Origin of the sequence: Ensifer sp. MJa1 (assembly GCF_037026475.1) — a bacterium.
Classification (GTDB): domain Bacteria; phylum Pseudomonadota; class Alphaproteobacteria; order Rhizobiales; family Rhizobiaceae; genus Ensifer.
Genome location: NZ_JAKUMO010000010.1, coordinates 94,719 through 108,175, shown reverse-complemented (window position 1 = coordinate 108,175; position 13,457 = coordinate 94,719). Strand labels below are relative to the sequence as shown.

Below are 13,457 nucleotides of genomic sequence, written 5' to 3'. Positions count from 1 at the left end.
CGGCGGCGGCTCCGGGATACCCGAAGCCGCCGCTCGACCTATGGCCCTGCTATGGGCAAACTAGTGGCGATACTGCTGGATGCGAGTGGTGCGCAGGCCGGCAAGACCATGATCGTTGATCGAGGACTGCCAGGACAGGAATTCTTCGACCGTGAGGGTGTAGCGTTCGCACGCTTCCTCAAGGCTCAACAGGCCACCGCGCACGGCGGCAACAACCTCTGCCTTGCGGCGGATCACCCAGCGCCGGGTATTAGCCGGCGGAAGATCCGCAATCGTCAGAGGGCTGCCATCGGGGCCGATGACATATTTTACACGTGGTCGCATCATTTCGGTCATGGGACTCTCTACACAAACTCAAGACCATATGACCCTGACCTTAGCGTGCCACATTTAACATTTGCCTAAGCGGCAAGTAACAATTTGCTCATAATTTGAGACACTTCCATCGCATGGTACGGCTGTGGTTTTCTCCCTGCCGATTGATGGGGAACGGCTGTCTGTTCTGCGGCATTCCTTTGGGATCACTCTGGAATAACGCGGAATTGACATGGGAGCCATGCAATTACCACATTTCACTTTAACTAAAATTTTTGGTAACGAGGCGCCGAAATAAAGGATGAGCGTCGTATGTGCGCTCCCGCATTCAATCTTGGTGCATCGTCATAGTTTTCACAACCGGGCGCGTTTCTTGACTGCGCAGGCGGATTACGGCGGCTGTATTTCGTCCGCAGGGTGAATTTCATGTCCCAGTTGATCCGGGGCGCTTTTGTATTCTCTCGACCGGGCGCGGTGGCGCCGGGGGATGTGGTGATCGCAGATGAAGGAATCGAATGAACCGGCCTTGCTCCGCGAGGCGGATACGGCGGATATGTTCTCGGAGATCGACACGGCCGCTGTGCGCACCGAGTACGAACTTCTGCATCTGATGCGGCGGCTGATCGCGCGTTATGGCTTCGGCCATTTCATGATTGCGCGCATGCCGCTGGCCGAACAGCAGCGCTTTTCCGAGCGGCTGGTCCTAAGCAACTGGCCGTCGGAACTGGTGCGCCAGTACGATGCCTGCGAGACCTTCCAGTCGAGCCATCTGGTCGAGCGGCTGCGCTTTACCAAGCTGCCGGTTACCGGCGGCCCGGAACTGCTCGATGCGGCTGCCAAGCCTGCGGGCGAAGCCATGGTGCACCGGCTGCTCGCCCATCCGGAGATGGCGCGCCATTTCGCCGTGCTCCTGCACACAAGCAACGGCGATCCCTTCATCGCCATGCTGTCGGGCCGTCGCGATGCACCTGCCGGTGTCGAATGCGCCACGCTCTATCTGTTGCTCGTCCAACTGTTTGAATGCCTCGAGCGCACCTTCGACACCGGCAACTCGGCGCGCGAGAGACTGTCGAGCCGGGAGGTCGAATGCCTGCGCTGGGCGGCAGCCGGCAAGAGCAGCGACGAGATCGCCATCATCCTGGGTATCTCGACCTATACGGTCAGCAGCTACTTCAAGAGTGCGACGCGCAAGCTCGACGCCGTCAACCGCATGCAGGCAATCGCCCGCGCCATGCGGCTGAAGCTGATCTGAGCCGGCGCGCTTGCCGGCATGGCCGGCCGGCCTTGCCGCCGGACGGACAAGTTTCTATATGTCGCGGACATGAAAGGGCTCATGCGACCTTCTCGCGTCTGATTGGACGCGTGGCGCCGTAGAGCCGAGCGTGTCGGGGAGAGAGTTCCTCGGCAGTGCATCGCATGAAGCGTGAAACAGGGCGGGCGTCTGGTTCGCTGCCCGAAGGCCGGATTGGATCCCGTGAACAGTCTCGATTTTGACCGCAAGCCCGAAGATACGCGTGTCGTCGTTGCCATGTCCGGCGGCGTCGACAGTTCCGTGGTCGCCGGCCTGCTCAAACGCGAGGGCTATGACGTTCTCGGCATCACGCTGCAGCTTTACGATCACGGCGCCGCCGTGCACCGCGCCGGCTCCTGCTGCGCCGGCCAAGACATCGACGATGCCCGCCGCGTCTGCGAAACGCTCGGCATTCCCCACTACGTGCTCGACTACGAAGCGCGCTTCCGCGAAACGGTGATCAATCCGTTTGCCGAAAGCTACATTGCCGGCGAGACGCCGATCCCGTGCGTTGCCTGCAACCAGACGGTCAAGTTTGCCGACCTGCTTGCGACCGCCAAGGAACTCGGCGCCGACGCATTGGCGACGGGCCACTATATCCGCTCGCGCCCGAGCCCGAACCCGCGCTACGCCGGCCAGCGCGCGCTTTACCGGCCGACGGATGCCGAGCGCGACCAGAGCTACTTCCTGTTCGCCACGACCCAGGAGCAGATCGACTACCTGCGCTTTCCGCTTGGCGGCTATTCGAAGGCGGAGACGCGCAAGTTCGCCGAGGACATGGGCCTCGTCGTCGCCCAGAAGGCAGACAGCCAGGACATCTGTTTCGTGCCGCAGGGCAAGTACAGCGACATCGTCTCGAAGCTGAAGCCGAATGCAGCACTCTCCGGCGAAATCGTGCATCTCGACGGCCGCGTGCTCGGTACCCATGAAGGCATCCTGCACTTCACCATCGGCCAGCGCCGCGGCATCGGCATTGCCACCGGCGAACCGCTTTATGTCGTTTATCTCGACGCCCGCTCGCGCCGGGTCATCGTCGGCCCGAAGGAAGCGCTCGAAACCCGCCGCGTCTATTTGCGCGACGTCAACTGGCTGGGCGATGAGGACGTCGAGGTTGCGGCTACCCGCGGCTTTGACTGTTTCGCCAAGGTGCGCTCCACCCGCCAGCCGGCGCCTGCCGTGCTCGCCATGGACGATGAGGGCATCTATGTGGAGCTTGCCGAAGGCGAGGCTGGCATTGCGCCTGGCCAAGCCTGCGCGCTCTATTCCGGCGTCGGCGAGGACGCGCGCGTCTATGGCGGCGGATTTATTCGTAAATCCGAACGCGAAGCGAGCGCAGAAGCGGCCCTGAAGGCGCTTCTTTCGGCCCCTGCGGCCGCCTGAAGCCGTTGATTTCCGGGCTGTTGTGAAAACTTCACATTTTCCCGGAGACTTGGCTTGACACTGGACGGAACGGCGCCTTATAAGCCGCCCGTCCAGTCAAGACGGCTTCCACTTCGAAGCCCTGACGCGGTACCCGGCGGAGTAGCTCAGTAGGTTAGAGCAGAGGAATCATAATCCTTGTGTCGGGGGTTCGAATCCCTCCTCCGCTACCATTCATCAGCCGATCGTGCCTTGGTTGCGTTCCAGACAGACAGTCTCTGATGTCGTCGTCCTATTCTTCGTCTGGCGCGCGGATAGCGGCTTCGCGTCGGCAAGGCGCGACCACGGCTGCCGGCTCCCGTTCCCTCGAAAGACCGGTTTTCAGGCGGACGTACTGCCCCCAAAATAGAAAAGCCAAGGACTGGCACGCCGCGCAAGCCCATTGGTTCCAGGCTCGGCGTTTCCTTCGCCGCTCATCCAGCCGAAAGACGAGGCTCCGAAGGGGCGCTAGAATTTTGCCAGTTCAGCCCGTGCAACGGGAACTGGAACGCTGGCGGAGACGTCGGCGAGGATGGCAAGGGAGCAGAAGTGCTCGTCAGCGATTTCGATCAATGCCATGGCGACGTCATCATCGGACCAGCCGGCGGCCGTACAATGATCCACGAAGGCGGCGAACGCCTCCCTGAGGGCTTCCTGGCAATCATCGCTTCTGTGGTCGTAAGTGGCCTGGCGATGCGGTGGGGTGATTTTCGGCAGGTTTGTGTTCTTCATTGTTTCACCCGTGGCCTCGGTGATGTTGTAGTGGCCCAGAGCGGCTCGGAGGGGCGGGCGGCTCTGGGGCCACTTGCGACCCCGTGGCGCTGAGGCGATGACGCCATGGTTGAATTAGAATATTCTGTTATAGGTTTTGCGACAATCGCCCTCAGACCATTGACGCGCCACCTAGGACTTTGGCCCTACAGCAAACGGGTAGCTACCGAGCAGCTTCCTAACTCGACGCGGCTAGCTGGAAATCAAAAGGAATTATCTTCGGCATCGCTAGGCGGCTTTCGCCATGGTAACGCCGTGGGGGATCCGTGCACACGTCAGAAGCGAAACCGCCGGGTGTACCGGGGCCAATCGCCGAGGTCCAGCGCATCCAGAGCTGCCCATCATGTTCCATCGCTTCATCCGCTCATGCGGATACTGATGCCACTAGCGGACCGGCCGATCGCTGTCTAGGTTGATGCAACCTTAAGATTATAAACGACTCGCGGTGGTTGGGGAGATTGGAATGCGCAAGACGTCTAGCGTCCGCGTCGGTCTGATGGTGGGAACTGTCATGGCGGGTGGCCTCGGCGCTATGCCGGCTGCCTCGCAAGGGCTGGGCGATTTGGTTGGCGTGGCGATGGTGACTGGCACGTGTTAGCGCTTGGTCGTTGCCGGCGAAGACATGACGAACACATGCGCCGGTCGGCTGATCCAGTCGATCTACCGGACAGGCCGGACTGGATTTTCAGTGAACATCGGCTCTGGAGGTGGTGCTGTTACCTTTAGCGGCATCGAAGGCGAGAAGCCGGACGCCGATAGCCAGTTACAGAGTGTCGACAAGGTCATCGTGAACCACGGCAAGGACAGCGGCCCGATAAGCTCGAAAGAGGTGACGGGTGGCTGTTCCTACGAAAACCCGTTCAAAGGATCGGCGGTTACCAAATGTCAGGCAACCGACGCCGAGAACCGCGGCTACGTCCTGCAATTCAAGACGGACGGTAAGCCGCCGAGTATGCTGGACTATCGGGTCGGGGAGAGTGCGAAAGGCTCTGTAGACCGCGGGTTCACGGTCGGTGTTTGGAACTGTTCGCGTCTGAAGGACGATAGCGCGAACGGTTGTGTGATGTCGCAAGACATCGATGGCACGACGACCTTCATGATCTACGCCAACAACAATGAGGCCTTTGACCTCGGCTTCTATAATGAGGCCTGGACGTTTAAGACGGAAAACGTTCCCAGCGCCGATTTGCTTTTCGATGGCAAGCGCTATCCATCGACGAATGTCGAGGTGCTCACGCCGCAGCAACTGGCCGTTCGGGGCGGGGGAAAAGAGGAAGGCTTCCAAGCCCCCATCGAACACAGTTCCGAACTGGTGTTCCGCGTCGGTGACGCTGAGGTCAAGGTCGACCTCAAGGGAGCATCAGCGGCAGTTGGAAAACTCTGGGATTGTGTCGTGGCTAATTTTTGCGCGTGACCGTCGGCGACACTTGCATATCGCAGCGCCGTTCCCCCGTGACCTGGGGAACGGCGACGTCGAAAATTGCGACGGTTATCGGCTGATCGACGAGGTGATTGTCGAGTAGTCGGGCAGGTTGATATCGGCAAACTCGGCCGCCTTATATTGAGACAGGGCGACATGCATGATGGCGATTACGGTGATCGAGAAGACCAGTACGGTGATGTTGACGCCAAAAGCGGTTTTGATCATGTCCTTGTCCTCCAAGCCCAGCGTTTGTTGAGGTGTGTCGGTCAAACCGTGACATGAAGACTATCGTGTGGCAGCAATCTCGCTGTTCCCCGGGGAACATGAGATATGGTTACTGGAAACTTAACCGGCGTTGCATAGAAAGCGCACCGCACCCAACGGCTTGCGATCGGTTCGCCCTCGATTAAGGTGCGTGCTTCGTGCCGGGCCGGATTCGTGCCCGGACATCTTCACCAACGCGTGTCCTGCGCCGGCGTGGGCTTGAGCCTCGAAGCTCTACGGTCCTCTTCGATGCTGTTTTAATGTGATTGCCTCATGGCCATTTCCATTCGCTCCTCCCGACCGTCCGACATCCCGCGCAGCTTCGATATCTGGCGAAGCGCCGTTGTCGCTACCCATGATTTCCTGACGCCGGAGGATTTTGCCGCCATTGAGGTGCTGGTGCGCGACCATTATCTGCCCGTTGCCGAGTTCTTGATCGCGGCCGATGAAAATGACCGGGCTCTCGGCTTCATGGGCATGACTGGCGCACAGATCGACTCGCTCTTCGTGCACGCCGATGCGCGCGGCGCCGGTGTCGGCCGGCGGCTGGTCGAACACGCCGTGAGCCTGCATCCGGTGCTGACGGTCGACGTCAACGAGCAGAACGCGTCGGGGGCTGGTTTCTATCAGCGCTTGGGCTTCAAGCCCGTCGGGCGATCGCCGGTCGACGATGCCGGGCGGCCCTATCCGCTCTTGCATCTGCGCCGCGGGTGAGCGGCGCGCACGAAGGCGGGATCAGGCCGCAGGCGTGCCGATGGCGATGACAAAGACGACGGCGGGGGCAGCGGGCTCGATCGAGATCGCGGCAGGCCCCTCGATGATTACCGCGTCTCCTTCCGCAAGATCTGCCTTTGCCTCGGCTGAGGTAAGGCGCAGGGCGCCGCCATGGCAGAGCACCAGCGTTGTTTCAGCCGCACCGTCCAGCGACAGTTTATGGTCGATCGTCAGACGCTGGACCGTATGGGCAAGCTTGCCCCGTCTTGTCATGACGTTGAGATCGACGATCGGGCCGTCCACAAGCGTCGCCGATGTCGCGACGTCGGCCGGGAAGGGGAGCGGTGCCGCCTCCGCCGTCATCACGGCAGGCTCACGTCCCTCGATCGCGAGCCGCATGCCGCTGCCCTTTAGGATCGAGAGCGTGCGGTCGATGCCGGGGAAGCTGGAGAAGGGGCCGTCGCTGGCGACCGTCGCCATGCTGACGCGCCAGTCGAAATCCGCAAGCGAGGCCTCTTCCGGGAAAACGGCGATCTCGACGGTCTCGCCGCCGCCGTTTTTCCAGGGCATGCGCTTGTAGGTGCTCGCGCGCAAAACCTTCATGGTGCGCTCTCTTCGATGATTATGCGCATCTTTGCGAAGTCGCCGTTCAGCGGCCGGTCGTCGGCATAGGTCGGGATTTTCGCGCGAATGCGCTGGTAGAGCCCATCGGTGCGCTCCGCGCGCCCGGGTGGCTGCAAGTCATAGGCCTGGGCTGCCGCGAGCAATTCGATCGCCAGGATCGCCTCGAGATTGTCAGCAATTGACAGGGCTTTCCAGGCGGCCGGGGTCGCATGGGTGAGGATGTCTTCCTGCAGCGCCGAGGTGATGCCGCCATCGAGGCTTGCCGGGGCCGCAAGGCGCCGGTTTTCCGCGGCAAGCGAAGCGGCGGTGTATTGCGCAATCATGAAGCCCGAGGAGACGCCGCTGTCGCCGGCGAGGAAGGCCGGCAGGCCGCTCACCAGCGGGTTGACCAGCCGGTCGATGCGGCGTTCGGAAATGGCGGCGACTTCGGCCACGGCAACCGCCAGGCTGTCCATGGCAAGGCCAAGCGCTGCGCCGACCGCGTGGGCCTGCGAGTGGACTTCCGGCGCCTCGGGAGAGCCTGAGACTGCGGGGTTGTCGGTAAGGCTTGCAAGCTCCCGGTCAACGACTTCGGCAACCTGCTTCAGCGCATCTCGGGCAGCCCCGTGCACATGCGGAACTGCACGAAGGCTCAAGGGGTCCTGCGTGCGCGTGCCCGCGGTTTCGGCAAGCATCGGGCTGCCGGCAAGATAGGCACGCATCGATGCGCCGACCGCGTCCAGGCCTTCGGAGCGACGAAGGGCCAGCGGGACGGCGGCAAAGGCGTTGGCCTGGCTGCCAAGGTTTTCATAGGTCATGGCGGCGGCCGCATCTGCCCAGTCGAACAGGCGCGTGGCCCGTGAAAGCGCGAGCGCGGCCAAGCCGGTGGCGCAGGGCGTGCCGTTGACGAGGCTGAGACCCTCCTTGGCTTCGAGCCTGAGCGGCTTGAGGCCGATGCGGGCGAGGGCTTCCGCGCCACTGACCTTGCCCGAGCCATCGTCGGCACTGCCGAGACCGATCAGCACGAGGCCGATTGCTGCCGCGTGGGTCAGATAGCCGACCGATCCACGCGACGGAATGTCGGGGATGAGGTTGGCGTTCAGCAGCGCAAGCAGCGCCTCGACCGTTTCGACGCGCACGCCGGAATAGCCGTGGGCGAAGTTGGCGATCTGGGCCGCCATGACTGCGCGGGCTTCCGGGTGGGCAAGCGGTTCGCCGACACCGCAGGCGTGGCTGAGGATGATGTTGCGCGAGAGTGCCTGCTGGTTCTCGCGGTCGATGATGACGTCGCAAAGCGCGCCGACGCCGGTGTTGATGCCGTAGCCGCGTATGCCGCGCTCGACCAGCGCGTCGACGATGCGGCGGGCATGGACGATGCGCTGTCGTGCGGCGTCGGACAGGGTGAGGCGGGCGCCGTTGGCGACCGCCGCAACCTGTTGCCAGGTCAGCGGCGCGTCGAGGGTGATGGTCTCAGTCATGGGCTTCCGGTCGTCCCTGGCGGCGTTGCACGAAGCGGGCAACATAGTCGTTGGCCGGGCGCTCGAGAATATCGTCCGGCGTGCCAACCTGCACCACCTGTCCGTCCTTGAGGATGGCGATTTCCGAACCGATGCGCAGTGCCTCGTCGAGATCGTGGGTGATGAAGACGATGGTCTTCGACAGGTTCTGCTGCAGTTGCAGCAGCTGGTCCTGCATGTCGGCGCGGATCAACGGGTCAAGCGCCGAGAAGGCCTCGTCCATCAGGATCACGTCGGTGTCGGCGGCAAGCGCACGGGCCAGGCCGACGCGCTGTTTCATGCCGCCCGAGAGCTGATGCGGGAATTTGGCGTCGTAGCCGGCAAGACCCACGGTCTCGATCCACTTCATGCCGATGTCGCGGGCTTGCGCCTTCGGCAGGCCGCGCACGCGCTGGCCGTAGACGACATTCTGCAGCACGGTGCGGTGCGGCATCAGCGCAAAGCTTTGGAACACCATGCTGACGCGGTGCATGCGGAAGGTGCGCAGCTCCTTGGCGTCGAGGTCCAGGATGTTGTTGCCGTCGAATGCCACTTCGCCGCTGGTCGGTTCGATCAGCCGGTTGATGTGGCGCACCAGCGTCGACTTGCCGGAGCCGGAAAGGCCCATGATCACGAAGATCTTGCCCGCGCCGATCGTCAGGCTGACATTGTTGAGGCCGACGCTGCAGCCGGAGCGGGCGAGGATCTCGGACTTGTTCAGCCCTTCCTTGGCCATGGCGAGCGCGTTCTTGGCGTCGTGGCCGAAGATCTTGTAGACGTTGCGGATCTCGATATCAGCCATTGCGTGGATCCTCCGTCTGGCTCTTGCCGAAGCCTTGCGTGATGCGGTCGAGTACGATCGCGAGAATGACGATGCCGATACCGGCTTCCAGGCCCTTGCCGACATCGAGCGTCTGAATGCCGTTCAGCACCTGTTCGCCGAGGCCGCGGGCGCCGATCATCGAGGCGACGACCACCATCGACAGCGCCATCATGATCGTCTGGTTGAGGCCAGCCATGATCGTCGGCGTGGCGAGTGGCAGCTCGACGCCGAAGAGGATCTGGTTGGGGCTGCCACCGAAGGCGGTTGCCGCTTCCACGACCTCGTGATCGACCTGGCGGATGCCGAGATCGGTCAGGCGAATGAGCGGCGGCACGGCATAGATGATGGTGGCGAGGATCGCCGGCACCTTGCCAAGGCCGAAGAGCATCAGTGCCGGGATCAGATAGACGAAGCTCGGCATCGTCTGCATGACGTCGAGAACCGGCAGGGTGATGTTGCGCACCACGCGGCTCTTGGCGACGAGAATGCCCATGGGCACGCCGATGACGACCGAGACGATCGTTGCCATCAGCATCAGCGCCAGCGTCTGCATCGTCAGGTCCCAAAGGCCAAGCACGCCGACGAAGAACAGCAGAATGCCGACGACCACCGTGAGGCCCCAGCGCTTGGAGCTTTGCCAGGCAAGCGCCATGAAAATGAGGATGACGACCCACCAGGGCAGGCCGCGCAGGATCCATTCGATGAACAGAACGGCTTTCAGAATAACGCCGCTGATCGCCTTGAAGACCCAGCCATAGCCGCTGACCAGCGCCTGGATGAAATCATTCACCGGCCCGCGGATGGAGAGATTGAGAGAATCCGGAAACATCGGAAACGTTCCTTGCTCGGGCCATAGACAGCCGCCTCCTGCGGCCATCAATGGCGCTTGCCTCGGGTATGTCGCCAAGTGCCGGGCCTGGCCCGCCGCAAGACCTGCGGCGCAGACCAGACCCGGCGTCTGGTCGTGATTACTTCAGGCTGGCTTCGATCTTGCCGCGGGCCTCATCGGAAACCCACTTGCCCCAGACGTCCGCCTTGGTCTTCAGGAACTCGGCGGCGGCTGCCGTCGCGTCGACCTTGTTGTCGGCCATGTAGGCAAGGCTGCCGTTGACGGCGTCGAGCGGGAAGGTCGCCTTTTCGAGGATGGCGACGATTTCGGGGGCTTCCTGAGCAAAGGTGCTGTTGACGCCATAGGAAACGTCCACCGACGGGAAGGCGCAGCCCTGGTCGCGCTTGCCGGTGGCGCTCGAAAGCTCCTTCCAGCAGGCTTCGTTATAGGCGGGCTCTTCGAGTTGGACGAGCTTGAACTTGCCCATGATCGCGGTAGGCGACCAGTAGTAGAAGAGGATCGGCTCGCCCTGGAGATAGGCAGACGTGATAGCGGAATCGAGCGCGGTGCCGGTGCCCGGACGGAAGTTCACGTAGGTCTCGCCGAGCTTGTAGGCTTCGAGCTTGGCGGAGCTTACACCTTCGCAGGTCCAGCCTGACGGGCAATTGAGGAAGCGGCCCTTGGTCGGCTCTTCCGGATCGGCGAAGAGTTCGACCATCTTCGGGTCGGAAAGCTGCGAGACGCTCTTCAGGTCCGGCGCCTTGGCTTCGAGATTGCGCGACGCGTCGCCCTTGATGACGTATTCCGGCACGAACCAGCCTTCGCTGGCGCCGACGAAGGTCTTGCCGACGGCAACGACCTTCTTTTCCTCGACGGCCTTGTTCCAGACGTCGGAGCGGCCGAGCCATTCCTCGGCGAAGATCTGCACGTCGTTGTTGGCGGTCGCCTGTTCCAGCGTCACCGAGTTGCCGGGGATCGAATCCACCTGGCAGTCGTAGCCCTTGGCAAGAATGGCCTTCATCACTTCGGTGATGAAGGCGCCGCTTTCCCAATCGATGCCGGCGAACATGACGGTCTTGCCGTCGCCGCAATAGGACGCGCTGGCGCTGCCGGTGGAAGCGGCAAGCACGAGGCCGGTGGCGGCAAGCGTGAGTTTCAGTTTGTTGATCGACATTAAGCTGTTCCCTTTTTTGATATTGGCTTCGATGACTATTTCAGTTTCATCAGCACCCGCGCGAAGGCGCGGTCGATCTCTTCCTCCCGATCGTGGCGTCCGTTCCGGATCTTCCACTGGCCCGCGACCATGACGTCGCGAACGGTCTCGCCGCCAAGCGCAAAGAGCCAGCGGTCGAGGATCTGGTTGTCGCTGGCGGCAGCGATGTAAGGATTGTCGCCGTCGAGCACGACGAAATCGGCACGGGCGCCGACTGTGATGCCCGCGGTCTTCTGGCCAGCAGCCTGGGCGCCGCCCTTGAGCGCCGCGTCGAAGATCGTCCGGCCGATCGAAGCACCGGGACCGGTAGCCAGCCGGTTACGGCGGCGGTCGCGCAGGCGCTGGCCGTATTCGAGCAGCCGCAGTTCCTCGGCAACACTTGTTGCCACATGGCTGTCGGTGCCGACGCCGAAGATCCCGCCTTCAGCCATGAAGTCGACCGCCGGGAAGATACCGTCGCCGAGGTTGGCCTCGGTCGCCGGGCAGAGGCCGGCAACGGCGCCGGAGCGCGCCAGACGTTGCCGTTCCTCGTCCGTCAGGTGGGTCGCGTGGATGGCACACCAGCGTTCATCGACCGGCATTTCGTCGAGCAGCCATTCGACCGGGCGGCGGCCGCTCCAGGCGAGGCTGTCTTCGACTTCCTTCGTCTGTTCGGCGACGTGGATGTGGATCGGCCCGGCAACGGGCGCTGCATCAAGGATGGTACGCATCTCCTCGGGCGTGGCCGCACGCAGCGAGTGGATGGCGTAGCCGAGCGTGTGACCCTGCTCGCGGCAGAGCGGTTCAAGTCGCTGAAGCAGCGCCAGGAAGCGATCGGGGGTGTGCAGGAACGGCCGCTGACCGGGATTGGGCTCGACACCGCCGAAATTGGCGTGGGCGTAGAAAACCGGCAGATGCGTAAGGCCGATGCCGGTCGTGCGGGCAGCGGCGAGAATGCGCAGCGACATCTCGGCCGGGTCAGCATAGGTCGTACCATCGGCCTGATGGTGCAGGTAGTGGAATTCCGCCACACGGCCGAAACCGCCCTTCAGCATCTCCATGTAGAGCTTGGAGGCGATCGCCTCGACGTCGTCAGGGCTCACCAGGCCGACGGTGCGGTACATTTCCTCGCGCCAGGTCCAGAAGCTGTCGTTGCCGCTGCCGGCGACTTCAGCGAGCCCGGCCATCGCACGCTGGAAGGCGTGGGAGTGCAGGTTAGCAATTGCCGGCACGAGCGGTCCTGCCGCACGCTCGTCGCCGTCCGCGACGGTGCTGCCGGCCTCGATCGCCGCAATCCGGCCGGACGCATCGAGCGAAATTGCGACGTTCTGGGCCCAGCCGCCGGGCAGGAGCGCCCGTTCTGCAAAGATCCGGTTGACGGGAAAACTAGCCATGTGCATTTTCCTGTACGTAGTTGTATATGGAACTATAGATATTTTAAGCTGGCGCGCAAGCGTGAAATGAACGAAAAGATCCGTGAGCGAATGCGCATGATTTGTTCGGCATTCCGGAAAGGCGGGGCGAGAGTTGATATCGGCACTCAGAAAACGGAACGAAACGGCCGCCTTCGAGGATGGCCCGGTGCCGCGCTACGAGGCGGTCAAGCAGTTCATCCGCAGCCGCATCGAGAGCGGCGAGTGGCCGGCGCATCACCGCGTCCCCTCGGAAAACGAGATCGTCGCCGACCTCGGCGTCAGTCGCATGACGGCCAACAGGGCGCTCAGGGAACTGGCGAGCGAAGGGGCGATCACGCGGGTTCAGGGCGTCGGCTCTTTCGTCGCCGCGCATAAGGGCAGCACCGCACTTCTGGAAGTGCGCAACATTGCCGACGAGATCCGTGAGCGCGGCCATGCCCACACATCGTTGATGACCTTGATGCAGGAAGAGGTGGCGACACCCGAGATCGGCTATGCGCTCGGGCTTGCCACCGGCGCCCGCGTCTTCCATTCCATCATGGTGCATTCGGAAAACGGCCTGCCGATCCAGATCGAGGATCGCTTCGTCAACCCGGCGATCTGCCCGCGCTATCTGGAGCAGGATTTCCAGGTGATGACGCCGAATGCCTATCTCACCGCGATGGCACCGATCACCCGAACCGAGCAGATCGTCGAGGCGGTGTCGCCGCAGCTCTGGGAATGCAAGCTGCTGGGCATAGACCGCAACGAGCCGTGCCTGATGATCCGCCGCCGCACCTGGTCGGATGCGGGCAATGTGACGACCGCGCGGCTGCTTTATCCCGGCACCCGCTATCGTCTTGAGGGCATGTCGCAATAGGCGACAGGCGGAACGGGCGGAAAACTGCGCGCGTTTTCCGCGTCCCGCTCTAATCTCGACAACA

Annotated in this window: 15 protein-coding genes and 1 tRNA gene; 7 read left to right on the top strand and 9 right to left on the bottom strand. The window is 62.6% G+C overall.

The annotated features are described in order from the left end of the window. Positions 1 to 60: 60 nt before the first annotated feature. The gene (gene sciP, locus MKZ91_RS15595) at positions 61 to 336 is read right to left on the bottom strand and encodes a CtrA inhibitor SciP (protein WP_003527546.1); all 276 of its coding nucleotides are present in this window, start codon (positions 334 to 336) and stop codon (positions 61 to 63) included. A gap of 481 nt (positions 337 to 817) precedes the next feature. Between sciP and MKZ91_RS15590 the strand changes: the two genes are divergently transcribed. The 3 genes from MKZ91_RS15590 (at position 818) to MKZ91_RS15580 (ending at position 3,198) form a co-directional block, all read left to right on the top strand. Next, positions 818 to 1,567, top strand: a complete 750-nt coding sequence (locus MKZ91_RS15590; RefSeq protein ID WP_336171890.1) for a helix-turn-helix transcriptional regulator — start codon at positions 818 to 820, stop codon at positions 1,565 to 1,567. A gap of 222 nt (positions 1,568 to 1,789) precedes the next feature. After that, on the top strand, positions 1,790 to 2,986 hold the full coding sequence (gene mnmA, locus MKZ91_RS15585) for a tRNA 2-thiouridine(34) synthase MnmA (RefSeq protein ID WP_336171889.1): 1,197 nt from the start codon (positions 1,790 to 1,792) through the stop codon (positions 2,984 to 2,986). 135 nt (positions 2,987 to 3,121) lie between these two features. Next, positions 3,122 to 3,198, top strand: a tRNA-Met gene (locus MKZ91_RS15580). Between the two features lie 274 nt (positions 3,199 to 3,472). On the opposite strand, the gene MKZ91_RS15575 is transcribed toward MKZ91_RS15580, so the two are convergent. Then, on the bottom strand, positions 3,473 to 3,736 hold the full coding sequence (locus MKZ91_RS15575; protein ID WP_336171887.1) for a hypothetical protein: 264 nt from the start codon (positions 3,734 to 3,736) through the stop codon (positions 3,473 to 3,475). Positions 3,737 to 4,238: 502 nt separating this feature from the next. Between MKZ91_RS15575 and MKZ91_RS15570 the strand changes: the two genes are divergently transcribed. Continuing rightward, positions 4,239 to 4,373, top strand: a complete 135-nt coding sequence (locus tag MKZ91_RS15570; protein WP_336171885.1) for a hypothetical protein — start codon at positions 4,239 to 4,241, stop codon at positions 4,371 to 4,373. Between the two features lie 24 nt (positions 4,374 to 4,397). Next, on the top strand, positions 4,398 to 5,189 hold the full coding sequence (locus MKZ91_RS15565; protein WP_336171884.1) for a hypothetical protein: 792 nt from the start codon (positions 4,398 to 4,400) through the stop codon (positions 5,187 to 5,189). A gap of 75 nt (positions 5,190 to 5,264) precedes the next feature. Here the strand turns inward: MKZ91_RS15565 and MKZ91_RS15560 are convergent, their stop codons facing one another. Continuing rightward, a complete protein-coding gene (locus MKZ91_RS15560) occupies positions 5,265 to 5,423 on the bottom strand; it encodes a hypothetical protein (RefSeq protein ID WP_336171883.1) in 159 nt (52 codons plus the stop codon). Between the two features lie 312 nt (positions 5,424 to 5,735). Between MKZ91_RS15560 and MKZ91_RS15555 the strand changes: the two genes are divergently transcribed. Next, positions 5,736 to 6,176, top strand: a complete 441-nt coding sequence (locus tag MKZ91_RS15555; protein WP_336171882.1) for an acetyltransferase — start codon at positions 5,736 to 5,738, stop codon at positions 6,174 to 6,176. 21 nt (positions 6,177 to 6,197) lie between these two features. Here the strand turns inward: MKZ91_RS15555 and MKZ91_RS15550 are convergent, their stop codons facing one another. The 6 genes from MKZ91_RS15550 to hutF all read right to left on the bottom strand — a co-directional run bounded on the left by MKZ91_RS15550 (position 6,198) and on the right by hutF (position 12,513). Further along, positions 6,198 to 6,779: a HutD/Ves family protein gene (locus tag MKZ91_RS15550; RefSeq protein ID WP_336171881.1), complete on the bottom strand. Its 582-nt coding sequence runs from the start codon at positions 6,777 to 6,779 to the stop codon at positions 6,198 to 6,200. Then, positions 6,776 to 8,257 (bottom strand): HAL/PAL/TAL family ammonia-lyase, encoded by a 1,482-nt coding sequence (locus MKZ91_RS15545; RefSeq protein WP_336171880.1) that lies wholly within the window; start codon positions 8,255 to 8,257, stop codon positions 6,776 to 6,778. Before MKZ91_RS15545 ends, MKZ91_RS15550 begins: the two co-directional genes overlap by 4 nt. Then, complete coding sequence (locus MKZ91_RS15540) at positions 8,250 to 9,077, bottom strand: quaternary amine ABC transporter ATP-binding protein (RefSeq protein ID WP_336171879.1); 828 nt, start codon at positions 9,075 to 9,077, stop codon at positions 8,250 to 8,252. Before MKZ91_RS15540 ends, MKZ91_RS15545 begins: the two co-directional genes overlap by 8 nt. After that, on the bottom strand, positions 9,070 to 9,927 hold the full coding sequence (locus MKZ91_RS15535) for an ABC transporter permease (protein WP_336171878.1): 858 nt from the start codon (positions 9,925 to 9,927) through the stop codon (positions 9,070 to 9,072). The genes MKZ91_RS15540 and MKZ91_RS15535 overlap by 8 nt, the downstream gene beginning before the upstream one ends. Positions 9,928 to 10,066: 139 nt before the next feature. Beyond that, positions 10,067 to 11,101, bottom strand: coding sequence for an ABC transporter substrate-binding protein (locus tag MKZ91_RS15530; protein WP_336171877.1), 1,035 nt, complete (start codon positions 11,099 to 11,101; stop codon positions 10,067 to 10,069). Between the two features lie 35 nt (positions 11,102 to 11,136). Next, the gene (hutF, locus tag MKZ91_RS15525; RefSeq protein ID WP_336171876.1) at positions 11,137 to 12,513 is read right to left on the bottom strand and encodes a formimidoylglutamate deiminase; all 1,377 of its coding nucleotides are present in this window, start codon (positions 12,511 to 12,513) and stop codon (positions 11,137 to 11,139) included. 136 nt (positions 12,514 to 12,649) lie between these two features. Here hutF and hutC point away from each other — a divergent pair, with 136 nt between their 5' ends. Further along, positions 12,650 to 13,393: a histidine utilization repressor gene (gene hutC, locus MKZ91_RS15520; protein WP_336172019.1), complete on the top strand. Its 744-nt coding sequence runs from the start codon at positions 12,650 to 12,652 to the stop codon at positions 13,391 to 13,393. Positions 13,394 to 13,457: the final 64 nt, after the last annotated feature.

Excerpts from the sequence above, each read along its gene's own strand:
- sciP (WP_003527546.1), bottom strand. The coding sequence starts at position 336 with ATGACCGAAATGATGCGACCACGTGTAAAATATGTCATCGGCCCCGAT.
- MKZ91_RS15590 (WP_336171890.1), top strand. The coding sequence starts at position 818 with ATGAAGGAATCGAATGAACCGGCCTTGCTCCGCGAGGCGGATACGGCG.
- MKZ91_RS15575 (WP_336171887.1), bottom strand. The coding sequence starts at position 3,736 with ATGAAGAACACAAACCTGCCGAAAATCACCCCACCGCATCGCCAGGCC.
- MKZ91_RS15570 (WP_336171885.1), top strand. The coding sequence starts at position 4,239 with ATGCGCAAGACGTCTAGCGTCCGCGTCGGTCTGATGGTGGGAACTGTC.
- MKZ91_RS15565 (WP_336171884.1), top strand. The coding sequence starts at position 4,398 with ATGACGAACACATGCGCCGGTCGGCTGATCCAGTCGATCTACCGGACA.
- MKZ91_RS15560 (WP_336171883.1), bottom strand. The coding sequence starts at position 5,423 with ATGATCAAAACCGCTTTTGGCGTCAACATCACCGTACTGGTCTTCTCG.
- MKZ91_RS15555 (WP_336171882.1), top strand. The coding sequence starts at position 5,736 with ATGGCCATTTCCATTCGCTCCTCCCGACCGTCCGACATCCCGCGCAGC.
- MKZ91_RS15550 (WP_336171881.1), bottom strand. The coding sequence starts at position 6,779 with ATGAAGGTTTTGCGCGCGAGCACCTACAAGCGCATGCCCTGGAAAAAC.
- MKZ91_RS15545 (WP_336171880.1), bottom strand. The coding sequence starts at position 8,257 with ATGACTGAGACCATCACCCTCGACGCGCCGCTGACCTGGCAACAGGTT.
- MKZ91_RS15540 (WP_336171879.1), bottom strand. The coding sequence starts at position 9,077 with ATGGCTGATATCGAGATCCGCAACGTCTACAAGATCTTCGGCCACGAC.
- MKZ91_RS15535 (WP_336171878.1), bottom strand. The coding sequence starts at position 9,927 with ATGTTTCCGGATTCTCTCAATCTCTCCATCCGCGGGCCGGTGAATGAT.
- MKZ91_RS15530 (WP_336171877.1), bottom strand. The coding sequence starts at position 11,101 with ATGTCGATCAACAAACTGAAACTCACGCTTGCCGCCACCGGCCTCGTG.
- hutF (WP_336171876.1), bottom strand. The coding sequence starts at position 12,513 with ATGGCTAGTTTTCCCGTCAACCGGATCTTTGCAGAACGGGCGCTCCTG.